The sequence below is a fragment of the Sphingomonas adhaesiva genome (assembly GCF_036946305.1).
GTDB classification, from domain to species: Bacteria; Pseudomonadota; Alphaproteobacteria; order Sphingomonadales; family Sphingomonadaceae; genus Sphingomonas; species Sphingomonas adhaesiva_B.
Window position 1 is genome coordinate 38,860 of sequence record NZ_JAQIJJ010000007.1, and the last position, 23,444, is coordinate 62,303.

Consider the following 23,444-nt stretch of genomic DNA (forward strand, 5'->3'; position numbering starts at 1 on the left):
GCCGCCGCCGGGATGATCGCAGTCAGGGGTTAAAAGTTCGTCGCACGCGCCCGCCGCAAGACGATGTAGAGCGCACCCGCGCCGCCATGGCGCGGGTGCGCATTGCGGATCGCCGCGATCGTGCCGGCATGACGCGACAGCCGCAGCCAGTCCTCGATCGCGGCACGGATCGCGCCGCGCGCATGCGGCCGCTCGCTGTCCGCGCGCGGCGGCTTGCCAGTCACCAGCAGGATCACGCGGTCGCCCCCCGCTACCGCCTGCGCCAGCCCGCTGTCGAGCGCGGCGTGCGCGGAGGCCAGCGTATGCCCGTGCAGGTCGATGATGCGGTCGGGGGCGACGCTGCCGCCCGCCAGCCGCCGGTCCCAGCCGCGGTCCAGCGTATGCCCCGGCTCACGCCGCGCCGCCGCGGCGGCGGGACGGACCGGGGCCGAGACGCGCACCGCCTCGGTTTTCGGGACCGCAGGCGGGCGGGCGGCGGCAGGCGGCAACGGGTCGTTGCGACGTCCCGGCAACGCGCGCACCGTGGCGCGCACCCGCGCCCACAGCGCCTCTTCGTCAGGGCCGAGGCGTCGACCCGCCACCCGCGCCTCCCGATGCTCCGCCGCGCGCCAGCCAGCGATCGTAGCTGCCGATCGGCAGCAGCACGAACGCAGTGCCGCGCGCGCTCATCCCGCCCGCGATCGCGCGCGCCTCGCTGCCCGCGCCCCAGAAGGTGTCGACGCGATTGGCGCCCTTGATCGCGCCGCCGGTATCCTGCGCGATCCAGATGCCGTTGGCGTCGGCGCGGTCCATCGACAGGAAGATCGGCGCGCCCAGCGGCAGGAACGCCGGGTCCGCCGCCACCGTCGCGCCACCGCTGACCGGCAGCCCCAGCGCCCCCAGCGGCGGGCCGGACAGTTCGCGGAAGAAGACGTAGCTCTTGTTCTCGCGCATGATCGCACGGCCTTCGTCGGGATGGGCGTGCAACCAGGCGACGATCCCCTGCATCGACGCCTGCCCCGGCGCCAGCAGCCCGCGCGACTTCATCAGCGCGCCGATCCCGGTATAGTCGCGCCCGTTCTGGCTGTCGTAGCCGATGCGCAGCACGTCGCCGTCGGGCAGGCGCACCAGCCCCGATCCCTGCACCTGAAGGAAGAACAGCTCGACCGGATCGTCGGCATAGCCCAGCACGCGGGCGCGCCCGTTGAGCGAGCCTTCCTCAATCGCGGTACGGTCGTCATAGGGGACGAGGTTGCTGCCCTGCACCTTGCCGCGCACCTTCTTGCCCGCCAGCGCGGTGGAGAAGGCGCCCAGATCGACCTCGATCAGGTCCGACGGCCGCGCATAGATCGGCGCCGACCCCGCGCGCGGCGACAGCGAGCCCGGGATCTCGGGGATGTAATAGCCGGTGGCGAAGGCCCGGCCGTCGCCGACCTGCACCGTCTCGAACCAGCGCTGGAAGAAGGCCGTGGCCTGCGATGGTGCGGTCGTGGCGGCGGCGGCACAGGCCGGCTGCCAGTCCGGCCCGCTCGTCAGGCCCGATTGGTCGGTACGCCGCACGAGGCTGGGGCAGGAGATGCGGAACGCCGCCAGCGCGTCCGCGGCCTGATCGCCCGCGATCGGCAGCGTGACCGGCGACGGGCCGGGCACCAGCCCCGCCGCGGCGGCATTGGCCGCATCGGGGTTCGTGATCGCGGCGATCGGCGCCAGCGGCACCGAGGCCACCGGCTGACGCACCGGCACGTGAAGCTGTGGCACGTCGCGTGCCGGCGTCGGCGATGGCGGGCGCGTCACCGGTCGCGCGGACGGCCCCGCCGGCCGCTGCGGCGCCTCGCCCGGCCCGACGCATGCCGCCAGCGCCATCGCTCCCGCGAGCGCGGACCATCCCGCTTTCGTCATAGAACCGTCGGCCTCGCGCAGTTGATCGATCGCGCAGCCTTACGGACGGCTCGCCCGCGCGTCACCCCGATGCGGGAGAAAATACGAAGCGGCCTTCGGCTGTTCGGTTCCCCGGCGATGGCCCAGGTGGCAAGGCCCCTTGTTACGCCTCGTCGGTATCCGCCAGCAGCCAGTTGGGATCCGGGCTGCGCACCGTGCGCACGAAGGTCCAGACGTCATGCGTCTCGACCGCGTCGGTGGTCGAGCCCGCTACCAATTGCCCCTCGGCGTCGCGCGTCACGGCGGCGATATCGGCGTCGAAGCGGATCGTGATCCGCGCCTCTCCACCCTGTACGCCCGCCGCGGCGATATGCGCCTTCTCGATCGAGACCAGCCGGTTGTCGAGCACATGGCCGGCTTCCTTGCGCGCGGCGATCGCCTCGGCGAAGGCGGCATGGACGTCCGGGGTCACCAGCGTGCGCAGCGCCTCGTCATCGCCGCGCCAGAACGCCTCCAAAATCATGCGATAGGCCGACTTCGCGCCCTCGACGAAGCGGGCCACGTCGAACCCAGGCTCGGCCTGCACCACCTGGCGCAAGCCGCCTTCGGCCGCGCCGTCGAACGGCGGCAGCACCGGCTCGCGCACCTCGGGCGTCACGTCGACCGTGCGCGGCTGGACGCGCGGCACGGCGCGCTCTTCCGCGGGCTTGGGCAGCGGCTGTTCATGCCCGCTGCGCTTGCCGAGCACCGAATAGAGCCGCAGCGCCAGAAAACCGGCGACCATCGCGAGGAGGACAACGTAAAACACGGCAACTCCAGAATGCTGTGGCGCCAACATAGGCGCAGCGGCCTGATCTTTCAAATCGCGTGAACGGCGCATTGTATCCGTCGCTGGTGCGTGTCGAACGCATTGTGTCGTCGCGGGCACGCTGCTAACCGCCCGACACTTTCGCGCATCCCCGTCGGCGGGCGCGCGCGACCCAGATCGAAGGAATGTGTGATGGACGAACAGGGCAACCCCGGGGCCGCGAACGAACCCTATGTCAACGGGGCGGACACCGCGCCGGCGGCAGGGCTGATCTCGCAATATGTGAAGGACCTGTCGTTCGAGAACCCGAACGCGCCGGCCGTCTTTCAGGAGCAGACCGCGCCCGAGATCAACGTCCAGTTCGACATCGGCGCGGCGCAGGTCGGCGACGAGGTCCATGAGGTGACGCTGAAGATCGAGGTCCGCGCGACGATCGCGGGCAAGACCGCGTTCATCGCCGAGCTGGCCTATGCCGGCCTGTTCGGGCTGCGCAACATCCCCGAGGAGCATGTCCAGCCGTTCCTGCTGGGCGAAGGCCCGCGCCTCCTCTTCCCGTTCGCGCGCCGCGTCGTGGCGGATGCGATCCGCGACGGCGGCTTCCCGCCGCTGCTGCTGGAACCGATCGATTTCCAGGCATTGTTCCTCCAGCAGGCGCAGCAGCAGGGCATCCAGTTCGGCAGCGACGTCGGTCAGGCCTGATCCCTACCCCTGATCGGGCCGGTCGGCGGTGAACCTCGCACGCGCGCTCGGCTCGATCGGCGGGCTGACGCTCGCCAGCCGCGTGCTGGGGCTGGTACGCGACTCGCTGTTCGCGCGCTTCGTCGGCGCGGGCTTCGCGTCGGACGCGTTCCTGATCGCGTTCCGCCTGCCCAACATGTTCCGCGCCTTGTTCGCGGAGGGCGCCTTCTCCGCCGCCTTCATCCCGATGTTCAACAAGAAGGTCGCGGAAGACGGCGGCGGCCTGCCGCGCGGCGTCGCCTTCGCGGAGGATGCGCTGTCGGTGCTCCTCCCCGTCCTGATCGCGATGACGGTGGTAATGGAGATCGCCGCCTGGCCGGTCACCTGGGCATTGTCGGGCGGCTTCAACCGCGCGAGCGAGGCGGATTTCGCCTTCGCGGTGCAGCTCGCGCGGATCACCTTCCCCTATCTGCTGCTCATCAGCCTCGTGTCGCTGCTGGGCGGCATCCTCAATTCGCTCCACCGCTTCTGGGTCGCGGCCGCCGCGCCGATCCTGCTCAACCTATGCCTGATCGTCGCGCTCCTGCTGTTCCATCATCACGAGCCGCTGTTCACCGCACGCAATCAGGCGATCGCGGTCACCGTGTCGGGGGCGCTCCAGCTCGCATGGCTGGTCTGGGCGTGCCGCAGCGCAGGGGTGCGGCTGCGCCTCAAGCGCCCCACGATCAATGCCGACGTGCGCCGCCTGCTGTCGCTGATCTGGCCCGCCGCGGCGGGGGCGGGCGCGATGCAGATCAACCTCGTCGTCTCCACCGCACTCGCCGCCAGCCTGCTGGGCGCCGGCTCGGTCAGCTACATCTATTTCGCCGACCGGCTGAACCAGTTGCCGCTCGGCCTCATCGGCATCGGACTGGGGACGGTCCTGCTCCCCACCATCTCCGCGCAACTGGGCCGCGGCGACGAAACGGCGGCGATGGAGACGCAGAACCGCGGCATGGAGCTGGCGCTGTTCCTCACCCTGCCCGCCACCGTCGCGCTGGTGGTCTGCGGCGCGCCGATCGTCGCGGCCCTGTTCCAGCACGGCAAGTTCACCCCCGCCGACACCGCCGCCACCGCCGCCTCGCTCGCCGCCTTCTCGCTCGGGTTGCCGTCCTACATTCTCGTGAAGGTGCTGACCCCCGGCTTCTACGCGCGGCAGGACACGCGCACCCCGGTGCGCTACGCGACGCTGTCGATGGTGGTGAACCTCGCGCTCAACCTCGCCTTCATCGTGCCCCTGAAGCATGTCGGCCCGCCGCTCGCCACCGCGATCGCGTCCAGCGTCAACGTCGCGATGCTGTGGCGCGCCTTGTCGCGGCGCGGGCATTTCGTGGTCGACGCGCAGCTTGCGCGCCGCGCGCCGCGCCTGCTCGCCGCCGCGCTGCTGATGGGGATGGTGATGTGGTTCGCCAACGCCCCGCTCGCGCCCTGGACGACGGGGCCGAGCCTCCATCGCTGGATCGCGATGTTCGCGCTGGTGGCGGCGGGCGCGCTGGTCTATTTCGCCGCCACCTTCCTCTTCGGCGCCTTCCGCGTCGCCGACGTGCGCAGGCTCATCCGTCGTTCCAAGCAGGTCTGAACCCCATCATGCGCGTCGTTTCCGGCATCAAGCCCACCGGCAATCTTCACCTCGGCAATTACCTCGGCGCGGTGAAGCAGTGGGTGGCGATGCAGGACGAGATCCAGGCCGCGGGCGGCGGGACGATGTATTTCATCGCCGACCTCCACGGCCTGACCGAATGGATCGCACCCGCCGACCTGCGCGCCAACACGGTCGAGATGACCGCGACGCTGGTCGCCGCGGGGATCGATCCCGCGCGCTCGATCCTGTTCAACCAGGCGCGCGTGGCGGCGCACAGCGAGCTGTCGTGGCTGCTCAACAATGTCGCGCGGGTCGGCTGGCTCAACCGCATGACGCAGTTCAAGGACAAGGCGGGCAAGAACCGCGAGGGCGCCAGCGTCGGGCTCTACGACTATCCCGTGCTGATGGCCGCCGACGTGCTGCTCTACAACGCCACGCATGTGCCGGTGGGCGAGGACCAGAAGCAGCATCTGGAGCTGGCGCGCGACATCGCGACCAAGTTCAACAACGATTACGCCACCGAGCTGTTCACCCTGCCCGAGCCGCTGGTCAGCAAGGCCGCACCGCGGATCATGAGCCTGCGCGATGCGGGCGCCAAGATGTCGAAGTCGAACCCGTCCGAGCAATCTCTGGTCAAGCTGATCGACAGCGACGATGTGATCGCCGACAAGTTCCGCAAGGCCAAGACCGATCCCGACCTGCTCCCCGCGACCTGGGACGAGCTGGAGGACCGCGCGGAGGCGCGCAACCTGGTGACGATCTTCGCCGCGCTGGCGGATCGCACGCCGGGCGACGTGGTGGCGGACTATGCCGGCCGCGGCTTCGGCCAGTTCAAGCCCGCGCTCGCCGATCTGGCGGTCGCCAAGCTCGGCCCGATCCGCGACGAGATGCAGCGGCTGATGGGCGATGCCGGCGCGATCGACGCGATCCTGAAGACGGGGGCAGAAAAGGCCGCCGACCTCGCCGCCCCGATGCTGCGCCGCGCGCAGGAGGCGATGGGGCTGGTGATCTAGGCGTCCCCTTCCCGCCATCGTCATTCCCACGAAGGCGGGAATGACGGAGAGTGGCGGCATGCGCCAACCATCTGCAACTTTCGCCACTTGGTGACGGGACGCTCGCGCGTCTCCCCTCCTTCGCACCATTTGGCACGCGCCCTGCAAGGCACTCCACAACAACGGAGTTGCCCCCCATGACCGCCACCGACCAGCCCGCCCGCAACGACAATCTCTTCGGCGTCTGCGCCGCGGTGGGCGAGGATTTCGGCTTCGATCCGCTGTGGCTGCGCATCGCCTTCGCGGTAGCGCTGCTGTTCGACCTGGAGCATGTGCTGATGGCCTATGCGGCGCTCGGCGCGCTGGTGCTGGTCAGCCGGCTGGCGTTCCGCACGCCGAAGCGGACGGCCGTGGCGACCCCGGCGGCAGCAGAGGTCATCGAAGCGCCGGAATATAGGAAGGCCGCCTAACGCGTCCCGTCACCCCGGCCTTGAGCCGAAGTCCCGCTTCTTTTGCAACGTCGGACAACAGCGGGACCCCGGATCAAGTCCGGGGTGACGCGGTAGCAATTACCCCTCCAGCTGCCCCAGCAGCACGCGCACCGCGCCCTCGACGTCGCGATCGGTGTCGCGCAGTTCCTCGATCCGCCGCACCGCGTGGATCACCGTCGAATGGTCGCGCCCGCCGAACTTGCGCCCGATCTCCGGCAGCGAGCGCGTCGTCAGCCGCTTGGCGAGATACATGGCGATCTGCCGCGGGCGCGCCACCGCGCGCGCACGACGCGCCGACAGCATGTCGAGCGGCTTCAGCTCGAAATGATCCGCCACCGCCTTCTGGATCTGGTCGATCGTCACGCGGCGCTGGGCGCCCCGCAGCATGTCGCCCAGCGTCGCCTGCGCGAAGTCGAGGTCGATCGTCTCGCCCGTCAGCATCGCATAAGCGGTGACGCGGGTCAGCGCGCCCTCCAGCTCGCGGATGCTGCTGGTGATGCGGTTGGCGAGCAGGTCGACCACCTCGTCCGGCACCGCCACCTCGGGCAGGTCGACGATGCGGCGCATCAGCACCGCGCGACGCAGCTCCGGCGTGGAGGGGCGGATATCCGCCACCAGCCCCGACGCCAGCCGCCCCACGATGCGCGGCTCGACCCCGTCCAGCGCCTGCGGCGCGCGATCGGCCGCGATCACCAGCCGCTTGCCCGCGGCCATGATCTCGTTGACGGTATGGAAGAATTCCTCCTGCGTCGCGTCCTTGCCGGCAATGAACTGCAGGTCGTCGATCAGCAGCAGGTCGCAGCCGCGCAGCTTCGCCTTGAACGCGAACGTATCGCGCGCGCGCATCGCGGCGACGAACTCGAACATGAACCGTTCGGCCGACATCAGCATGACACGGGCGTCGGGATGCGCCGCCAGGAAGGCATGCGCGATCGCGTTCATCAGATGCGTCTTGCCCTGCCCCGTCCCGCCATGGAGGAACAGCGGGCTGAACCGCACCGGCCCCGGCTGCGCCAGCGCGCGCGCGGCGTTCATCGCCACCATGTTGGACGGATCGGCGACGAAACGGTCGAAGGTCAGCCGCGGATCGAGTGCGGGGCGCTCGCCCGCCGGTGCCGCCTCGATCGCCGCCGCCACGGGGGCAGGCGCTGCGACCGGCACCGGCTCCGCCGCGACCACCTCGACCGGCGCGACGCGCGCGGCGGTGTCGATCTCCACGCTGCGGATGCCCGGCAGGATGGCCCGGAATTCGTGCACCAGCCGGTCGGCGTAATGGCTCTTCACCCAGGTGGTCATGAAGGCGGACGGCAGCGTCAGCCGGACGTCGGCGTCATCCTCGCTGTCGACCAGCTGGATCGGGGCCAGCCACTGGTCGAACAGCCGGGCGCCGGCCGACAGGCGCAGGTTGGCGCGCACCCGGGTCCAGGCCCGTGCCACGTCGCCATTCCCCACCGTCGATCCCTGCCCTGGCGCCACGCACAACTCTCCCGTTGCCGCGCGCGCCCACGCACGGACCGTTGATCCACAAAGTCACACGTCCCCCGGCACGCGATCCCCATCGCGGCAGCAGTTTCGACCTGTTCCTGGTCCCACAGCGGACGAACGCCGCTGCGGTTCGACAGGATTAGGAACAGCGGCGTGAGTCGATCAAGAGCGGGAGGGGACACAAAATCGAAATATAGCGGATTGACAGCCAACCAGCCGCGCAAATGCGTCGGATTTCTCATACATCGCTGTAATCGCGGCATTTATCCGGCGCCCGCTCACTTTGGGTCAGCGCGAATCGCGGATTCAACAGGCTTTTCGGACCGCCCTCATTTTGTTCCTCACCCGGTACAAACAGGCACCGCGCCAGCGCACGAAAAACGCCCGCCGGGAGGTCCCGACGGGCGCTTCGTCAGCATGTAAAAAAGCGTCGCGGCGGCGCTCAGGCGAGCGCGGCGACCCGCTTCGTCAGACGCGAGAACTTGCGCGAGGCGGTGTTCTTGTGAAGCACGCCCTTCGCCACGCCGCGCGCCATTTCCGGCTGCGCCGCCTGAAGCGCGGTGGTCGCCGCCGCCTTGTCGCCCGCCGCGAGCGCCGCCTCGACCTTCTTCACGAAGGTGCGGATGCGGCCGACCCGGATACCGTTGATCTCGGCCCGGCGCTGGTTGCGGCGGATGCGCTTCTTGGCTTGCGGCGTGTTCGCCATGAACGTCCTCTGATAAGCTCGAATCGATGAAAAAAGGACGCCGGGAAGACCCAACGCCCTCGTAAGGCGCGCCCCCTAGCGCGGATGGCCGACAGCGTCAACTCCGCTGGCAGGCCGGACACCAGAAGGTGGAGCGTCCCCCCTCGGCATAACGATGCACGCTGCCACCGCATCCGCACGCCTCGCCCTCGCGGCCGTACACCGCGAACTGCTTCGAGAAATAGCCCAGCTCGCCATCGGGCCGCGCATAGTCGCGCAAGGTGGAGCCGCCCGCCACGATCGCCGCCTCCAGCACCTCGTGGATTGCCGCGACCAGCCGCTCCAGCCGCGCGAGCGAAATCCGCCCCGCCGCACGTCGCGGCTGGATCCGCGCATGGTACAGCGCCTCGCAGACATAGATATTGCCCAGCCCCGCGACGATGCGCTGGTCGAGCAGTGCCAGCTTGATCGAGGTCCGCCGCCCATCGAGCGCTGCGCGGAGATAGCGCGCGGTGAAGTCCGGCCCCAGCGGTTCCGGCCCCAGCGCCTGGAACGCGGGAAACGCGTCGATCGCATCGCTGGGCCACAGGTCCACCGAGCCGAATCGCCGCGGGTCGTTGAGCGCCAGCCGCCGCCCCGCCGCGGTCTCCAGCAACAGATGGTCGTGCGCCAGCACCTCCTCGGGATCGACCCGCCACCGCCCCGACATGCCGAGGTGGAAGATCATGGTGTCGCCGCGATCGGTATCGATCAGCCCGTATTTGGCGCGCCGCGACAGCCCCGTCACGCGCGCGCCGGTCAGCCGCTGGCGCAGGTCCTCCGGAAAGGCGCGGCGCAGGTCGGCACGGCGCGTCTCGACATGGGTCAGCACCTGCCCCTCCAGCACCGGCGTCAGCCCGCGCACGGTGGTTTCGACCTCGGGAAGCTCCGGCATGTTCGCCCCCTAGCGGCTGCCCCGCGGCACCGCTAGAGCGCTCGGCATGAACGATACCGTCTCCTTCGGCTACGAGGACGTCACCCCGACCGAGAAGACCGCGCGCGTCCGCGGTGTCTTCTCCAGCGTCGCCAGCCGCTACGACATCATGAACGACGCCATGTCGGCGGGCATGCACCGCGTGTGGAAGGACCGCTTCGTCCGTCGCGTGAAGCCGAAGCAGGACGAGCAGATCCTCGACATGGCCGGCGGCACCGGCGACATCGCCTTCCGCCTCGCCGGACACGGCGCCGCGGTGACGGTGGCGGACATCAATCCGGAGATGCTGGAGGTCGGCATGGGTCGCGCGCAGCAGCGCGGGATCGACGGCCTGGTGTGGACCGAGGCCAATGCCGAGACGCTGACCTTCCCCGACCGCTTCTTTGACGCCTATACGATCGCGTTCGGAATCAGGAACGTGACCGATATTCCTGCCGCGCTGCGCGAGGCCCATCGCGTGCTGCGCCGTGGCGGGCGCTTCTATTGCCTGGAATTCTCCACCACGCTGTGGCCGGGCTTCGCGGAGATCTACGACGTCTATTCGCACAAGGTCGTGCCGAAGCTGGGGCAATTGCTGGCGCAGGACGCGGACAGCTATCGCTATCTGATCGAATCGATCCGCCGCTTCCCCGACATGCCGACCTTCGAGCGGATGATCCGCGACGCGGGCTTCGTCCAGACGCGGGTCGAGCCGATGCTGGGCGGACTGGTCGCGATCCATAGCGGCTGGAAGATTTGACCTCCCCCATCGTCCACACTTGGCGGCTGCTGAAATGGGGCCGCACGCTGGCGCGCCACGGCGCGCTGCGCGGGATCGAGCGCGACCCGCACACGCCCGCGCGGCTGCGCCGGCTGCTGCGCCTCGCGCGGTTCGGCGCGCGCGTGCCCGATCAGCCGCAATATGCCGCCGCCTTCACCGCGATCGGCCCGGCCGCGATCAAGCTGGGGCAGACGCTCGCCACCCGCCCCGATCTGGTCGGGGAGGAAGCCGCGACCGACCTGCTGCGCCTTCAGGACGCGGTGCCGCCCGTCCCGTTCGAGGCGGTGGCACAGGTGATGCGGCAGAGTTTCGGCCGTCCGCTCGACACCCTCTTCGCCTCGATCGAGGAAGTGCCGGTCGGCGCGGCCTCGATCGCGCAGGTCCATCGCGCGATCACCACCGACGGGCGCGACGTCGCGGTCAAGGTGATGCGCCCCGGCGTCGAGGAGGAGTTCGCGCGCGCGATCGACACCTATGAATGGGCCGCGGCGCAGGTCGAGCCGATGGGCGGCGAGATCGCGCGCCTCCAGCCGCGCCTCGTCATCGAGACGTTCAAGCGCTGGACCGCGCGCGAGCTGAACTTCACCCGCGAAGCCGCCTCCGCCTCCGAACTGGCGGAAAGCATGACGGCCGAACCCAGCTTCGTCGTCCCTGCGGTCGACTGGTCGCGCACCTCCGGCCGGGTGCTGACGATCGAGTGGATCGACGGGATCAAGCTGTCGAACCGCGCGGCGCTGGTGGCGGCGGGCTACGACCTGCCCGAACTGGCCCGCGTGCTGGTCCATGCCTTCCTGCGCCAGGCGATCGCGGACGGTTTCTTCCACGCCGACCTGCACCAGGGCAACCTGTTCGCATTGCCGGGCAATTGCGTCGCCGCGATCGATTTCGGCATCATGGGGCGGATCGACCGGCGCGCGCGGCTGTGGCTGGCGGAGATCCTCTACGGCCTCATCACCGGCAATTATCGCCGCGTCGCCGAGATCCATTTCGAGGCGCAATACGTCCCGTCGCACCACAATGTCGAGGAATTCGCCACCGCCTTGCGCGCGGTGGGCGAGCCGATGCGCGGCATGAAGGTCAAGGACATGTCGATCGGCATGATGCTGGACGGCCTGTTCGCGATCACGCGCGATTTCGACATGGTGACGCAGCCGCACTTGCTGCTGCTGCAGAAGACGATGGTGATGGTGGAGGGCGTGGCGACCGCGCTCGACCCGGAGATCAACCTGTGGATCACCGCCGCGCCGCTGGTGGAGGACTGGATCCGCACCGAACTGGGGCCGGAGGCCGCGATCGCGGACCGGATCGTGCAGGACGTGCGCACGCTCGCCCGCCTGCCCGACCTCGTCCGCCGGATCGAGGCGCGCTTCCCCGCACCCGGCGGTGCGCCCCCTGCCCCACCGCTGCGCGAAATCCAGCTGGTGCGCGTCGGCGGCGGCTGGCGCTATGCCTTGGTCGCGACGGCAAGCGCGCTGGCCGGGGCGGCGGCGATGTGGGCCGCGGGCGGCTGGTGACCACATGATCCGGCGGGGCAGCCCGATCTGGCTCGCGCGGCCATCGCGCTTCGCCGCGGTGGATCGGCGCACCGCGCGCTGGCTGCTCGCCGCGCTGGCCTTGCTGCTGCTCGCCACCTTCCTGGCGATCGCCACCCCGGTCCCGGTCGCCGACCAGAACGGCGCGGCGGCGCAGGCGGGGGCGCAGTCCGACCTCACACTCTATCAATCGATCGTCGATGAGGTGCGGCACGGCGGCAATTATTACGTCGCCGCGGCCGATGCGATGCGTGCCGGCGATTACCCGCTGCGCCCCTTCGTCACGATGCGGCTGCCGACCTTGGCGGAGCTGCTCGCCGTCGTCCCGCCCGCGGTGTCCGCGATCACCCTCTATCTGCTCACCGCGCTGGTCGCGATGGCATGGTTCGCGCGGCTGCTGCCGGTCTTCGCACGCTGGCTGCCGCGCGTCGTCGCGATGACGCTGCTGGCGGGCGGGCTGATCGCCTTTTCGCAGACCGGGCTGACCGCATTCCACGAGATCTGGGCCGGGCTGTTCCTCGCGCTGTCGCTCGCGCTCTATCGCCCGGAGGCATGGCTGCCCTCCGTCGCGATGGGGCTGGCCGCCGCGCTGATCCGCGAGACCGCGGGGCTGTATCTGGCGCTCATGGCCGTCGCCGCGCTGATGGCGGGGCGCCGGCGCGAGGCGTTCGGCTGGGTCGCCGCCGGTGCGGTCCTCGCATTGGTCCTGCTGCTCCATGCGCATGCCGTCGCGCAGGTCGTCCGCCCGTTCGACCCCGTGTCGCCGGGCTGGTCGGGACATCTCGGCTTCGGGCTGTTCGTGCGCGCCATGTCGCTGTCCACCGCGCTCGCGCTCGCGCCGCTGTGGCTCGCCGCGCCGCTGGTCGGCCTGTCGCTGTTTGGCTGGGCGGCGTGGGACGACCCGCTGGGCGCACGGATGCTGACGCTGCTCGTCGCTTATGCGCTGGTGCTGGGCATCTTCGGGCGCGCCGACACCTTCTACTGGGGGTTGCTGGTCGCCCCCATCCTGCTCGTCGGGCTGGCCTTCGTGCCGGACGCGCTGCGCGACCTCGCGGCGGCGGCATCGGACCGGCGACGCATCACCGTGAAGAGGATCGTTCGATGAGCCGGATCCTGCTGGTCGTCGGCGGCGGCATCGCCGCCTACAAGGCATGCGAGATCGTGCGCGGGCTGAGGAAGCGCGGCCACACCGTCCGCTGCGTCCTGACCGAGGGCGCGCAGCATTTCGTCACCCCGATGACGCTCGCCGCGCTCAGCGAGGACAAGGTCTATACCACCCTGTGGGACCTGAAGGACGAGGCGGAGATGGGACATATCCAGCTCAGCCGGCAGGCCGATCTGGTCGTCGTCGCGCCCGCCACCGCGGACCTGATGGCGCGGATGGCGGCAGGACTGGCCGACGATCTCGCCACCACCCTGCTGCTGGCGACCGACAAGCCGGTGCTCGCCGCGCCCGCGATGAACGTGCGCATGTGGCAGCATCCCGCGACCGTCCGCAACGTCGCGCAACTGCGCGCCGATGGCGTGCATGTCATGGCGCCGGACGAGGGCGCGATGGCGTGCGGCGAATACGGCCCGGGGCGCCTGCCCGAGCCCGAGGCGATCATCGCCCGGATCGAACAACGGCTCGCAGGTGACGCCGCCAGGCCGCTGGCCGGGCGCCATATCCTGGTCACTGCCGGCCCGACGCACGAGCCGATCGACCCGGTGCGCTACATCGCCAACCGGTCGTCGGGGAAGCAGGGCTTCGCGATCGCGGGCGCGCTGGCCGCGCTCGGCGCGCGCGTGTCGCTGGTCGCCGGCCCGGTGACGCTCGCCACACCGCCGGGCGTGGACCGAATGGATGTGGAAAGCGCGCAGGACATGGCCGATGCCGTCGCCGCCGCGCTTCCCGCCGACGCGGCGGTGATGGTCGCCGCGGTCGCCGACTGGCGCGTCGAGGGCGCGGCGGGGCAGAAGATAAAGAAGCAGCCCGGCGCGCTCCCCGCCCCGCTGCGACTCGCCGAGAACGTCGACATCCTCGCCACGCTCGCGCGCAGCCCCGCGCGCCCCGCACTGCTGGTCGGCTTCGCCGCGGAGACCGAACAGGTCGTCGAACATGCCACCGCCAAGCGCGCGCGCAAGGGGGCGGACTGGATCGTCGCCAACGACGTGTCGGGCGATGTGATGGGGGGCGACGCCAACACCGTCCACATCGTCACCGCGACCGGCGTGGAAAGCTGGGACCGCCTGCCGAAGGACGCGGTCGCGCAGCGGCTGGCCGACCGGATCGCGAAGGCCCTGACGACGCAGGATTGATTGTTCTTGATTTGTTCGGATTATGCGCCATTCTCCGGATAGTTTCGGGAGGATGTTCGATGGATCATTATGTCACGCTGGGCGCCGATGATGCGGCGGCCACTCGCGCTTTCTATGACGCCACCCTCGCCACGATCGACTGGTCGTCGCACGCCGAATTCCCGGGCTGGCGCGCCTATTCGAAGGGTGGCGACGGCACGGGGCTGACGCTGTGGATCTGCTCGCCGTTCGACGGGCAACAGGCATCGGCCGGCAACGGTTCGATGCTGGGCTTCGCCGCGACATCGCGCGAGCAGGTCGACGCCTTCTACGCCGCCGCGATGGCGCATGGCGGCAGTGACGAAGGCGCGGCGGGACCGCGGCCGCATTACGGCCCCGACTGGTATGCCGCCTATGTCCGCGACCCCACCGGCAACAAGCTGGCGATCGTGTTCAACGGCTGAGCGAGACGGGAGGTCGTTAGTGCCCGCCAGCACGCACGGCCTTGTTCAAGATGCCTCGGTGCCCGAAGGGAAGCGAAACCTTCGCCTCAACCTTCACGGTGCTCCTGCGCAGGCAGGAGCCCAGGGTTGTCGATCGCATCAGACGTCGCGTTGCCCAACCCTGGGCTCCGGCCTTCGCCGGAGCACAGGATGACGTGTGCAACGGCGCGCCACGACGCGCCGCCACGCAACGACACGGTTCAACTCGCCGCCTTCACCCTCTAGATAGGCCCGCATGACCTCACCGATCTCGATCGCGATCCGGCGCCTGCCCCATGGCGCCGGCCTGCCGCTTCCCGTTTACGCCACCCCGGGTGCGGCGGGGATGGACGTCGTCGCCGCGGAGGACGTGACGCTCGCACCGGGCGCGCGCCACGCGGTCGCGACCGGCTTCGCGATGGCGATCCCGCCCGGGTTCGAGGTGCAGGTGCGCCCGCGCTCGGGGCTGGCGCTGAAACATGGCGTCACCTGCCTCAACACGCCCGGCACGATCGACAGCGACTATCGCGGCGAGGTGAAGGTGATCCTCGCCAACCTCGGCGGCGAGCCGTTCGTCGTCGCGCGCGGCGATCGCATCGCACAACTCCTGCCCGCGCCCGTCCTCGTTGCCACGCTGGCGGAAGTCGACACGCTCGACGATACCGCGCGCGGCGCGGGCGGGTTCGGATCGACCGGGCGATGATCGCCGTCCTCCTGCTCGCCGCCGCGTTCCAGGACGCGCCGTCGCCAACGCCGCCGGCTCCCTCCGCCGACACCTGGGCCGCGCTGCCGCAGCTTCAGTTCCGTCGCCCCGGCGTGGATATCGAGACGCTGGTGCGCTTCGTCCGCGGCGAGGTAGAGGCCGGGCGCTGCCCCGCGGCCACCGTCGACACCGCCGGGACGACGGTCGTGCGCGCGCCGGTGGCGGTGCTGGTCGCGCCCGATGGCAGCGTCCGCCGCCTCGTCCCCGCCGCGATCGACTGTCCGACGGTCGAGCAATTCACCGTCGGCGTGATCGGGCGGCTGGCGGCAGGCAATGTGCGGGCACCGTGGCCGGCGGCCGATCGCTGGTATCGCACCGGGATCACCTACAATTGGAGCGGGGCGCCGGCCGCCGCGCCGCTGCCGTCCCCCTCGCCGGACGCGCGATGACGCTGTCGCCCGACGAACTCGCCCGCTACGCGCGCCATATCGTCCTGCCGGAAATCGGCGGCGCGGGGCAGATGCGGCTGCGCGCGGCGCAGGTGGTGGTGATCGGCGCGGGCGGGATCGGCTCGCCCGCGATCCAGTATCTCGCCGCGGCGGGCATCGGCCGGCTGACACTGATCGACGACGACCGCGTCGAGCCCAGCAACCTCCAGCGCCAGACGATCTTCGCCACCGCCGACGCCGGCCGCGCCAAGGTGGAGGCCGCCGCCGCCGCGGTCGCCGCGCTCAACCCGCATGTCGCATCGGTCACGCACGCCGTGCGGGTGACGCGCGACAACGCGCCGGCGCTGATCGCCGGGGCCGATGTGGTGCTCGACGGGTGCGACAATTTCGACACCCGCCTCGCGGTCGCCGACGCCGCGCTGCGCGCGCGCATCCCGCTGGTGTCGGCGGCGGTGGGCCGGTTCGAGGGGCAGTTGGGCGTGTTCCGCGGTTGGGAGGCGGCGCGGCCGTGCTACCGCTGCTTCGTCGGCGATGCCCCCGCGCGCGAGGGGCTGACCTGTGCCGAGGAAGGCGTACTCGGCCCGGTCACCGGCGTGCTCGGCAGCCTCGCCGCGCTGGAGACGATCCGCCAGATCGCCCCCTTCGGCGACGACAGCGCGGGACGGCTGGTGCTGCTGGACTTCCTGTCGCTGCGCTTCCGCACGCTGGCGCTACCCAAGGACCCGGGCTGTTCCGCGTGCAGCGCGCGGTAGTACGATTTGAATTCACGCGGAGAACGCCTGGCGCGAAGCGCCCTTCATCTTCTCTGCGTCCTTCGCGTGCTCTGCGCGAGCATTATCGGTTCGCGCAGAGCACGCAGAGATTGTCAGTGGCGCGTCGCGCCAACATCCTCCGCGGGAACCGGATTATCCCAGCCGCGCCCGGGCGAAGTCGCGCACGCCCGGCCCGATATCCTCACGCTCCAGCGCCAGTGCCAGATTGGCCATGATGAACCCGGCCTTGTCGCCGCAATCGTAGCGCTCGCCGCCGAAGGTGAAGCCGTGGAACGGCTGCCTCCCAATCAGCTTGGCCATCGCATCGGTCAGCTGGATCTCGCCGCCCGCACCCGTCTCCTTGGCGTCCAGAATCGCCATCACCTCGGGCTGCAAGATATAGCGGCCCGGGATCATCAGGTTGGAGGGCGCGGTGCCCGCCGCGGGCTTCTCGACCAGCGCGGTCACCTCGGTCAGCGCGCCGTCGCGCGCGCCCGGCGAGATGACGCCGTACTTGCTCGTCTCCGCCTCGGGCACCTCCAGCGCGCCGATCACATTGCCGCCGACCGTCTCATAGGCGGCGACCATCTGCGCCATGAAATTGGGCGTGCCCACCATCAGCTCGTCGGGCAGCAGCACCGCGAACGGCTCGTCGCCGACGATCTCGCGCGCGCACCATACCGCATGGCCCAGCCCCAGCGGCTCCTGCTGGCGCACATAGACGGGAGAACCCGGCTGCTGGCGGATATGCTCGATCGCCGACAGGCTCTTGCCGCGCGCGCGCATCGTCGTTTCCAGCTCGAACGAGATGTCGAAATGATCCTCCAGCGCGCCCTTGCCGCGGCCGGTGACGAAGATGATCTGCTCGATCCCCGCCTCCAGCGCCTCCTCGACCGCATATTGGATCAGCGGCTTGTCGACGACGGTCAGCATCTCCTTCGGCATCGCCTTGGTCGCGGGAAGGAAGCGCGTGCCCAGCCCCGCCACGGGGAACACGGCCTTGCGTACCGGCTTGATCGTCATTCGGTCCTCCTGTTGGCGGCGCGTATCTACCCCGGCCGCGCGATGGCTTCAAACCGTTCTGCACCGCACAATCTTACATAATCGTGCGGTTGCAGCGGCCGGACCGCGCGCCTAAGCAGCGGACTTGCTTCATCTGCGTCCCCACCCATGATCCGCAACATCTTCCGCGCCGCCCGGCCGACGTCCTCCTCTGGCCCTACGCCCGGCGACGGCCTTCGCCTGTACGCGATCGGCGACGTCCATGGCTGCCGCGACGAACTCGACCGGCTGCTGGCGATGATCGAGGCCGACGACGCCGCGCGCGCCGCCGCCGGAGGGGCGGCGACCTCAACGCTGATCTTCCTGGGCGACCTGGTCGATCGCGGGCCGCAATCGGCCGCGGTGCTGTCGCACCTGCTCGACCTGTCGCGCACGCGGCCGGGCACGCGCTTCCTGAAGGGCAATCACGAGGAGGTGTTCCTGCGCGCGCTGACCGCCGATCGCGAGGCGCTGCGGCTGTTCTGCCGCGTCGGCGGGCGCGAAACGGTGCTGAGCTACGGCGTCGATGCCGAGGAATATGAGCGGATGGACTATACCGAGCTGGCCGACCGGCTGGCCGCGGTGGTGCCGGCCGAGCATCGCGCGTTCATGGACGCGTTCGAGGATATCGTGGTCGCGGGCGATTACGCCTTCGTCCACGCCGGCATCCGTCCGGACGTGCCGCTCGACGAGCAGCGCGGCGCCGACCTGCGCTGGATCCGCACCTCCTTCCTCGATTACCGCCGCCCGCATCCCAAGGTCATCGTCCACGGCCACACCATCACCGACGAGGTCGACCGGCGTCCAAACCGCATCGGCGTCGATACCGGCGCCTATGCCAGCGGCCGGCTGAGCGCGATCGGGCTGGAGGACGAGGAATGCTGGGTGCTCCACACCTGAATGGTGTGGCTTCGCGGCCACGCTTCGCCCGCCAAGTGAACGGAAAGGCGCGTCGTCAAGCGATTCGGGCTATTGCTTTCGGGGATTGTCAGGTTATGGCACAGGCTCGAACGCAAAGGGAGTTTCATATGCGTCTGGCCAAGTACATGCTCGCCGCCGCTGCCGCCACGATGGCGGTTGCCCCGGCGATGGCTGCCCCCGCCAATCCGGCGGCCAGCCTCTCGGTTGCCAAGTCGGCTCGCGCCGGCGCGCCCTCGGCGAAGAAGAACGAGCTCGCCGGTGGCGGCGTCCTGATCGCGATCCTGGCGGCGGCGGCGGTTGTCGCCGGCATCGTCGTGGTCGCCGACGAGGATTCGAGCGCCAGCAACTGAGCTGACGCTTCCCTGACGGGAGAGATAGCGGCCTTCGGGCCGCTATTTTTTTGCCTGCTGCGGGTGGCGGAAGCCGGAGCGGGTAAGCTGACACCTGCACACCCTATGTGCTCCTGCGAAGGCAGGAGCCCAGGTTTGTCGGGCGAAACCCACGTCCGTCACGCGACCGCGGGATCAGTGCACCGCCGTCAACGGCCGATCATGAGCGCTACGCACTCTAACCCTGGGCTCCTGCCTTCGCAGGAGCACGAGGTGAGCTTGGCCAGCGATCCCCGCCTTTGCGGGGAATGACGAGCCGATCGACCGCGCCAACGAAAACGGCGCCGCGGACAGGATCCGCGGCGCCGTTCGCTGTCAGTATCGAACGGATCAGCGTCCGGTTGGCGGCGCTCCCGCGCCCGGCATCCCTGCGCCGCCCATCATCTGCTGCTGCATCTGCAGCTGGCGCAGCGTGGCTTCGGGGATGAAGTCCTGCAGCTCGACATCGAACACCAGCGTCGAACCGGGCGGGATCGGACCGGTCGCGCGATCGCCATAGCCCAGCTCCGGCTTGATCCAGAAGCGATACTTGGCGCCCTTGTGCATCAGCTTCAGCCCCTCGGAGAAGCCGGGCACGACGCCCGCCACCGGGAACGGCGTCGGCTGCTGCGACTTGTCGAAGGTGGTGCCGTCGAGCAGCTTGCCTTCATAGTTCACCAGCGCGACATCGGCGTCGGTCGGGCGCGCGCCCTTCACGTCGCCGGGCTTGACCACCTTGTAGCGCAGCCCCGACGGCGTCGTCAGAATGCCGGTGTCGCCCGCGCGCGCCAGCGCTACGCCGGCAACCAGCGCCAGCATCAGGCCCACGACCAGCCACACCACATAGGCGCGCTTCACGGGCTGGAGCGGAACGGCGGTGACGGTCGACATGTCGGCAAACCCCGATTCGCGAGCGACCGCAGGCGGTCGCCGCCGGATGCAGGAAATCAGGCGCGCCGGCCCCGCTCAGCGGGCGCCGGCCGGCGTCACGCTCTTACCGCGCGCCGTCACGCTCCGCGCGCTTGCGCTCCAGCTTGCGCGCACGACGCACTGCCGCCGCACGCTCGCGCGCACGCTTTTCGGACGGCTTCTCATAGTGGCGACGCAGCTTCATCTCGCGATACACGCCCTCACGCTGCAGCTTCTTCTTGAGCGCGCGAAGGGCCTGGTCGACGTTGTTGTCGCGAACGATGATCTGCATAAAACCGTTAGACTCCGGACGAAACGGGTAAAGCGGCTGCGGGCAAGACCCGCGCCGAACGCACCGCCCCTAGCAGCACGCCCGCGGGATCGCAACCCGCGGCGAAGGGGAGGTTCACGCGACGCCGCGAAGAAGAAGGAACAAGATGGTTCGCGCAGAGGCGCAGAGACGCGGAGGGGACTCGTGCGCGGCAGCGCATCTCAGTTAGCCTTCGGCCGGAGATAGTTAGGCCGCTGCGCGGCAGGCACGACCTCTCTGCGCCTCCGCGCCTCTGCGCGAACATACCTTCTTCGCCGCTTTGCGTAACCCAAACCCTACCCGATCACCACCGGTGCCGGGATCGCGCGCCGGTGCCGCAGCGCCGGTACGCGGGTGCGCACGTCCGCGGTCACCGCCGGGTCGATCTCCGCATAGCCGATGCCCGGCGCCTCCCCCATGTCGAGCATCACCTGTCCCCAGGGATCGACCACCAAGGAATGGCCATAGGTGGCGCGCCCGTCCTGATGCTCGCCCGTCTGCGCCGCGGCGACGACCCAGGCGCCCGCCTCGATCGCGCGGGCGCGCAGCAGGACATGCCAATGCGCCTGCCCGGTCGGGCGGGTGAAGGCGGCGGGGACCGACAGCACCTCCGCGCCGGCATCGCTCAGCGCGCGATACAGATCGGGGAAGCGCATGTCGTAGCAGATCGACAGCCCCATCCGCCCCACCGGTGTCCCCACCACCACCGGGCGGTCGCCCCCGGCATAGGCGGCCGATTCGCGATACCGCTCGCCATTGGCCAGATCGACGTCGAACAGGTGCATCTTGTCGTAGCGGGCGCGGATATTGCCCGCATCGTCGATCACGAATCCGCGATTCGCCATGCGTGGGTCCTGCCGCCGCAGCGCCAGCGAGCCGAGTTGCACCCATACCCCCGCCTTCGCCGCGGCCTCGCGCACCGCGACCAGCACCGCATCCTCATTCTCCTTGCGCAGCGACGCCGCGGCGCGGTCGCGATCGCGGTCGAGCAGCCCCGACATTTCCGGCGTGAACACCATCGCCGCGCCCTCCCCGGCAGCGGTCGCGATCGCCTCGGCCAGCGCCGCGGCATTGGCGGCGGCATCGATCCCGGTGTTGGTCTGGATGATGGCGATCCTCGGCACGCATTTCTCCTTCGTTGCGGGGACAATGCAGCAGCAACCGCGCTGTTGCCCGCGCGCCACACATAGCGGACAAAAGCGCATTGTTGCAGCCGTGCAATCGACGCGATACCCCGGCACCGCATCCCGCCCGGATGCTCATGACCGTCTCCCTCCCGACAGCGGAACCCGATGTGGATCTCGCCACCCGCCTCCTGATCGTCGACGACGACCCCGGTATCCGCGAGCTGACCGCGGGGTTCCTCGCCTCGCACGGCTATATCGTCGACACCGCGCCCGACGGCGTCGCGATGCGCGAGGCGCTGGCGCGCGAACGCTATGCGCTGGTCGTGCTCGACGTGATGATGCCGGGGGAGGACGGGCTGACCATCCTGCGCTCGCTCGATCGCACCACCGCGCCGGCGGTCATCATCATGTCGGTGATCGGCGAGGAAGTGGACCGCATCGTCGGGCTGGAGATGGGCGCGGACGATTATATCGCAAAGCCCGCCAACCCGCGCGAGCTGCTGGCGCGGATCCGCTCGGTCCTGCGCCGCAACCAGCCGGGCAGCGTCGCGCCGACGCCGGGCGCGCGCAGCTATCTGCGCTTCGCCGGGTGGCGGCTGGATGCGGTGGGGCGGCAGTTGTTCGATCCCGACCACGTCGTCATCAACCTGTCGGACGGCGAGTTCCGCCTGCTGCTCGCGTTCGTCGAGCATCCGCGCCGGGTGCTGACGCGCGACCAGCTGCTGGACCTGTCGCGCGGCGCGCACGCGGAGCATTTCGATCGCGCGATCGACGTCCAGGTCAGCCGCCTGCGCCGCAAGCTGGCGCGCGAGGATGCCGCCAGCGGGGAGGAGATGATCCGCACCGTGCGCAACGAAGGCTATATCTTCACCTGCGACGTCGAGCGACGCTGAGCGTCATGGGGCTGGTCCGCGGGCGCTCCATCGCGCTCCCCATTTTCGCGCTCGTGATCGGGTCCGTTGTCGCCGCCACCGCGATCCTGTTCTTCGTCACCTTCAGCGGACCGCCGCCGATGGCACCGCCGCGTCCGCTGGAGGCGATCACCGCCGCGCTCACCGGGCGTCCCCAGCCGCCATATCACCCGCGCCGCCATCGCGAGGAGGAACCCGTCGCGCCGTTGATCGTCACCCGCGCCGCCGCCCTGCCGACGCCGCGCAGCCGCGAACAGGCCGATCCCGGCACCCGGGCGCGCATCGCCGCGCTGCTGGGCACCGACGTGGCGCGCGTCGTCGCCTATACCGAGCTGCGCCCGCGCTTCGGTGGCCGCGACCTGTTCGGCTCGTTCACCGTCGGCTGGGCCGCGCCCGATGGCTGGCGCGTGGTGCACAGCCCGCCGCGCCCGCGCTTCACCCGCTGGCATGCGCGCACGCTGGCGGCGATGCTGATCGCGATCCTCGCGCTGTCGCTCCCCGCCTGGGCGCTGGCGCGCGCGATCACGCGCCCGCTCGCGCGGCTCGCCGATGCCGCCGACCGCGCCGGCACCGGCGCGCCGCTGCCCGCGCTGCCGGAAGGCGGGCGCGAGGTACGCGAGCTGGCGCAGGCGGTCGCCACGATGCACGCGCGCCTCGCCGGCCATGCCGAATCGCGCACCGCGATGCTGGGCGCGATCGCGCACGATCTGGGCACCCCGCTCAGCCGCCTCGCCTTCTGGGTCGAGCAGCTGCCCGATGCGGCACGCGACCGCGCCGTCGCCGATATCGACGAGATGCGCGCGATGATCGCGCAGACGCTGCGCTTCGCGCGCGAGGATGCGGGCGCGCTCGACGATACGCTGGTGGAATTGTCCAGCCTGCTCGACGCGCTGGCACAGGACATGGCGCTGGGCGGCGAGGCGATCGGCGTCACCCCCGGCCCGCGCGTGGTGGTGCGCGGCGATCCGGGCGAGCTGCGCCGGCTGTTCGCCAACCTGATCGGCAACGCGCTGCGCTATGGCGAGAGCGCGATGCTGTCGTGGCGGGTGGAGGGCGCGCGGGTCGTCGTCACGGTCGCGGATCGCGGCCCCGGCATCGATCCGGCGCAGGCGGAGCGATTGTTCGACCCGTTCGTGCGCGGCGACCCGTCGCGCAACCGCGCCACCGGGGGCAGTGGGCTGGGCCTCGCGATCGTCCGCTCGATCGCCGGGCGCCACGGCGGCACCGCCACGCTGGCGAACCGCGCGGATGGCGCCGGCGCCGAGGCGCTGGTGACATTTCCCGTCGCGCGCTGACACATATCGCAACACGC

Annotated in this window: 26 protein-coding genes; 16 read left to right on the forward strand and 10 right to left on the reverse strand. The window is 70.2% G+C overall.

Annotated elements, in window-relative coordinates:
* Positions 1–29: 29 nt before the first annotated feature.
* The 3 genes from PGN14_RS12445 to PGN14_RS12455 all read right to left on the reverse strand — a co-directional run bounded on the left by PGN14_RS12445 (position 30) and on the right by PGN14_RS12455 (position 2,665).
* The gene (locus tag PGN14_RS12445) at positions 30–581 is read right to left on the reverse strand and encodes a Smr/MutS family protein (protein WP_335299842.1); all 552 of its coding nucleotides are present in this window, start codon (positions 579–581) and stop codon (positions 30–32) included.
* A complete protein-coding gene (mltA, locus tag PGN14_RS12450) occupies positions 556–1,878 on the reverse strand; it encodes a murein transglycosylase A (RefSeq protein WP_335299843.1) in 1,323 nt (440 codons plus the stop codon). Before mltA ends, PGN14_RS12445 begins: the two co-directional genes overlap by 26 nt.
* Before the next feature lie 142 nt (positions 1,879–2,020).
* Positions 2,021–2,665, reverse strand: a complete 645-nt coding sequence (locus PGN14_RS12455) for a Tim44/TimA family putative adaptor protein (RefSeq protein ID WP_335299844.1) — start codon at positions 2,663–2,665, stop codon at positions 2,021–2,023.
* A gap of 192 nt (positions 2,666–2,857) precedes the next feature.
* Here PGN14_RS12455 and secB point away from each other — a divergent pair, with 192 nt between their 5' ends.
* From secB to PGN14_RS12475, 4 genes are all read left to right on the forward strand, one after another.
* Positions 2,858–3,364, forward strand: a complete 507-nt coding sequence (gene secB, locus PGN14_RS12460) for a protein-export chaperone SecB (RefSeq protein ID WP_335299845.1) — start codon at positions 2,858–2,860, stop codon at positions 3,362–3,364.
* A gap of 28 nt (positions 3,365–3,392) precedes the next feature.
* Positions 3,393–4,961 carry a murein biosynthesis integral membrane protein MurJ gene (gene murJ / locus PGN14_RS12465; RefSeq protein WP_335299846.1) on the forward strand — a complete coding sequence of 523 codons (1,569 nt, stop codon included), beginning with the start codon at positions 3,393–3,395 and terminating at the stop codon, positions 4,959–4,961.
* A gap of 8 nt (positions 4,962–4,969) precedes the next feature.
* Entirely contained in the window at positions 4,970–5,977 is a 1,008-nt protein-coding gene (gene trpS, locus PGN14_RS12470; protein ID WP_335299847.1) for a tryptophan--tRNA ligase, read from the forward strand.
* A gap of 176 nt (positions 5,978–6,153) precedes the next feature.
* Positions 6,154–6,426, forward strand: coding sequence for a PspC domain-containing protein (locus PGN14_RS12475; RefSeq protein ID WP_335299848.1), 273 nt, complete (start codon positions 6,154–6,156; stop codon positions 6,424–6,426).
* A gap of 99 nt (positions 6,427–6,525) precedes the next feature.
* Here the strand turns inward: PGN14_RS12475 and dnaA are convergent, their stop codons facing one another.
* The 3 genes from dnaA to mutM all read right to left on the reverse strand — a co-directional run bounded on the left by dnaA (position 6,526) and on the right by mutM (position 9,551).
* Positions 6,526–7,884, reverse strand: a complete 1,359-nt coding sequence (gene dnaA / locus PGN14_RS12480; RefSeq protein WP_335299849.1) for a chromosomal replication initiator protein DnaA — start codon at positions 7,882–7,884, stop codon at positions 6,526–6,528.
* A gap of 490 nt (positions 7,885–8,374) precedes the next feature.
* A complete protein-coding gene (rpsT, locus tag PGN14_RS12485) occupies positions 8,375–8,638 on the reverse strand; it encodes a 30S ribosomal protein S20 (protein WP_335299850.1) in 264 nt (87 codons plus the stop codon).
* Between the two features lie 97 nt (positions 8,639–8,735).
* On the reverse strand, positions 8,736–9,551 hold the full coding sequence (gene mutM, locus PGN14_RS12490) for a bifunctional DNA-formamidopyrimidine glycosylase/DNA-(apurinic or apyrimidinic site) lyase (protein WP_335299851.1): 816 nt from the start codon (positions 9,549–9,551) through the stop codon (positions 8,736–8,738).
* A gap of 46 nt (positions 9,552–9,597) precedes the next feature.
* Between mutM and PGN14_RS12495 the strand changes: the two genes are divergently transcribed.
* The 8 genes from PGN14_RS12495 to PGN14_RS12530 all read left to right on the forward strand — a co-directional run bounded on the left by PGN14_RS12495 (position 9,598) and on the right by PGN14_RS12530 (position 16,545).
* Positions 9,598–10,329: a class I SAM-dependent methyltransferase gene (locus PGN14_RS12495; RefSeq protein WP_335299852.1), complete on the forward strand. Its 732-nt coding sequence runs from the start codon at positions 9,598–9,600 to the stop codon at positions 10,327–10,329.
* Positions 10,326–11,864, forward strand: coding sequence for a 2-polyprenylphenol 6-hydroxylase (gene ubiB / locus PGN14_RS12500; protein ID WP_335299853.1), 1,539 nt, complete (start codon positions 10,326–10,328; stop codon positions 11,862–11,864). Before PGN14_RS12495 ends, ubiB begins: the two co-directional genes overlap by 4 nt.
* A 4-nt stretch (positions 11,865–11,868) precedes the next feature.
* Positions 11,869–12,987: a hypothetical protein gene (locus PGN14_RS12505; RefSeq protein ID WP_335299854.1), complete on the forward strand. Its 1,119-nt coding sequence runs from the start codon at positions 11,869–11,871 to the stop codon at positions 12,985–12,987.
* Positions 12,984–14,180 (forward strand): bifunctional phosphopantothenoylcysteine decarboxylase/phosphopantothenate--cysteine ligase CoaBC, encoded by a 1,197-nt coding sequence (coaBC, locus tag PGN14_RS12510; RefSeq protein WP_335299855.1) that lies wholly within the window; start codon positions 12,984–12,986, stop codon positions 14,178–14,180. Before PGN14_RS12505 ends, coaBC begins: the two co-directional genes overlap by 4 nt.
* A gap of 59 nt (positions 14,181–14,239) precedes the next feature.
* The gene (locus PGN14_RS12515; protein WP_335299856.1) at positions 14,240–14,623 is read left to right on the forward strand and encodes a VOC family protein; all 384 of its coding nucleotides are present in this window, start codon (positions 14,240–14,242) and stop codon (positions 14,621–14,623) included.
* A gap of 274 nt (positions 14,624–14,897) precedes the next feature.
* A complete protein-coding gene (dut, locus tag PGN14_RS12520) occupies positions 14,898–15,344 on the forward strand; it encodes a dUTP diphosphatase (RefSeq protein ID WP_335299857.1) in 447 nt (148 codons plus the stop codon).
* On the forward strand, positions 15,341–15,793 hold the full coding sequence (locus PGN14_RS12525) for a hypothetical protein (protein WP_335299858.1): 453 nt from the start codon (positions 15,341–15,343) through the stop codon (positions 15,791–15,793). The genes dut and PGN14_RS12525 overlap by 4 nt, the downstream gene beginning before the upstream one ends.
* A complete protein-coding gene (locus PGN14_RS12530) occupies positions 15,790–16,545 on the forward strand; it encodes a HesA/MoeB/ThiF family protein (RefSeq protein ID WP_335299859.1) in 756 nt (251 codons plus the stop codon). Before PGN14_RS12525 ends, PGN14_RS12530 begins: the two co-directional genes overlap by 4 nt.
* Positions 16,546–16,698: 153 nt before the next feature.
* Here the strand turns inward: PGN14_RS12530 and galU are convergent, their stop codons facing one another.
* Complete coding sequence (gene galU, locus PGN14_RS12535) at positions 16,699–17,568, reverse strand: UTP--glucose-1-phosphate uridylyltransferase GalU (protein WP_335299860.1); 870 nt, start codon at positions 17,566–17,568, stop codon at positions 16,699–16,701.
* 147 nt (positions 17,569–17,715) lie between these two features.
* Between galU and PGN14_RS12540 the strand changes: the two genes are divergently transcribed.
* Together PGN14_RS12540 and PGN14_RS12545 are read left to right on the forward strand one after the other, a co-directional pair.
* On the forward strand, positions 17,716–18,486 hold the full coding sequence (locus PGN14_RS12540; protein WP_335299861.1) for a metallophosphoesterase family protein: 771 nt from the start codon (positions 17,716–17,718) through the stop codon (positions 18,484–18,486).
* A gap of 128 nt (positions 18,487–18,614) precedes the next feature.
* Positions 18,615–18,857: a hypothetical protein gene (locus PGN14_RS12545; RefSeq protein ID WP_335299862.1), complete on the forward strand. Its 243-nt coding sequence runs from the start codon at positions 18,615–18,617 to the stop codon at positions 18,855–18,857.
* Positions 18,858–19,226: 369 nt separating this feature from the next.
* Here PGN14_RS12545 and PGN14_RS12550 read toward each other — a convergent pair whose 3' ends face one another.
* From PGN14_RS12550 to PGN14_RS12560, 3 genes are all read right to left on the reverse strand, one after another.
* On the reverse strand, positions 19,227–19,766 hold the full coding sequence (locus tag PGN14_RS12550; RefSeq protein WP_335299863.1) for an FKBP-type peptidyl-prolyl cis-trans isomerase: 540 nt from the start codon (positions 19,764–19,766) through the stop codon (positions 19,227–19,229).
* A gap of 103 nt (positions 19,767–19,869) precedes the next feature.
* Positions 19,870–20,076: a 30S ribosomal protein S21 gene (gene rpsU, locus PGN14_RS12555; protein ID WP_007404630.1), complete on the reverse strand. Its 207-nt coding sequence runs from the start codon at positions 20,074–20,076 to the stop codon at positions 19,870–19,872.
* A 314-nt stretch (positions 20,077–20,390) separates the two neighbouring features.
* On the reverse strand, positions 20,391–21,218 hold the full coding sequence (locus tag PGN14_RS12560) for a carbon-nitrogen hydrolase family protein (protein WP_335299864.1): 828 nt from the start codon (positions 21,216–21,218) through the stop codon (positions 20,391–20,393).
* Between the two features lie 137 nt (positions 21,219–21,355).
* On the opposite strand from PGN14_RS12560, the gene PGN14_RS12565 reads away from it, so the two are divergent.
* Together PGN14_RS12565 and PGN14_RS12570 are read left to right on the forward strand one after the other, a co-directional pair.
* On the forward strand, positions 21,356–22,114 hold the full coding sequence (locus PGN14_RS12565) for a response regulator (RefSeq protein WP_335299865.1): 759 nt from the start codon (positions 21,356–21,358) through the stop codon (positions 22,112–22,114).
* 53 nt (positions 22,115–22,167) lie between these two features.
* Entirely contained in the window at positions 22,168–23,427 is a 1,260-nt protein-coding gene (locus PGN14_RS12570; RefSeq protein WP_335299866.1) for a sensor histidine kinase, read from the forward strand.
* Positions 23,428–23,444: the final 17 nt, after the last annotated feature.

Coding starts and splice junctions, on each gene's coding strand:
- mltA (WP_335299843.1), bottom strand. CDS start 1,878: ATGACGAAAGCGGGATGGTCCGCGCTCGCGGGAGCGATGGCGCTGGCG.
- PGN14_RS12495 (WP_335299852.1), top strand. CDS start 9,598: ATGAACGATACCGTCTCCTTCGGCTACGAGGACGTCACCCCGACCGAG.
- PGN14_RS12525 (WP_335299858.1), top strand. CDS start 15,341: ATGATCGCCGTCCTCCTGCTCGCCGCCGCGTTCCAGGACGCGCCGTCG.
- galU (WP_335299860.1), bottom strand. CDS start 17,568: ATGACGATCAAGCCGGTACGCAAGGCCGTGTTCCCCGTGGCGGGGCTG.
- PGN14_RS12475 (WP_335299848.1), top strand. CDS start 6,154: ATGACCGCCACCGACCAGCCCGCCCGCAACGACAATCTCTTCGGCGTC.
- PGN14_RS12545 (WP_335299862.1), top strand. CDS start 18,615: ATGCGTCTGGCCAAGTACATGCTCGCCGCCGCTGCCGCCACGATGGCG.
- rpsT (WP_335299850.1), bottom strand. CDS start 8,638: ATGGCGAACACGCCGCAAGCCAAGAAGCGCATCCGCCGCAACCAGCGC.
- PGN14_RS12515 (WP_335299856.1), top strand. CDS start 14,240: ATGGATCATTATGTCACGCTGGGCGCCGATGATGCGGCGGCCACTCGC.
- PGN14_RS12505 (WP_335299854.1), top strand. CDS start 11,869: ATGATCCGGCGGGGCAGCCCGATCTGGCTCGCGCGGCCATCGCGCTTC.
- mutM (WP_335299851.1), bottom strand. CDS start 9,551: ATGCCGGAGCTTCCCGAGGTCGAAACCACCGTGCGCGGGCTGACGCCG.
- rpsU (WP_007404630.1), bottom strand. CDS start 20,076: ATGCAGATCATCGTTCGCGACAACAACGTCGACCAGGCCCTTCGCGCG.
- dut (WP_335299857.1), top strand. CDS start 14,898: ATGACCTCACCGATCTCGATCGCGATCCGGCGCCTGCCCCATGGCGCC.
- PGN14_RS12550 (WP_335299863.1), bottom strand. CDS start 19,766: ATGTCGACCGTCACCGCCGTTCCGCTCCAGCCCGTGAAGCGCGCCTAT.
- coaBC (WP_335299855.1), top strand. CDS start 12,984: ATGAGCCGGATCCTGCTGGTCGTCGGCGGCGGCATCGCCGCCTACAAG.
- PGN14_RS12565 (WP_335299865.1), top strand. CDS start 21,356: ATGACCGTCTCCCTCCCGACAGCGGAACCCGATGTGGATCTCGCCACC.
- secB (WP_335299845.1), top strand. CDS start 2,858: ATGGACGAACAGGGCAACCCCGGGGCCGCGAACGAACCCTATGTCAAC.
- trpS (WP_335299847.1), top strand. CDS start 4,970: ATGCGCGTCGTTTCCGGCATCAAGCCCACCGGCAATCTTCACCTCGGC.
- PGN14_RS12530 (WP_335299859.1), top strand. CDS start 15,790: ATGACGCTGTCGCCCGACGAACTCGCCCGCTACGCGCGCCATATCGTC.
- PGN14_RS12540 (WP_335299861.1), top strand. CDS start 17,716: ATGATCCGCAACATCTTCCGCGCCGCCCGGCCGACGTCCTCCTCTGGC.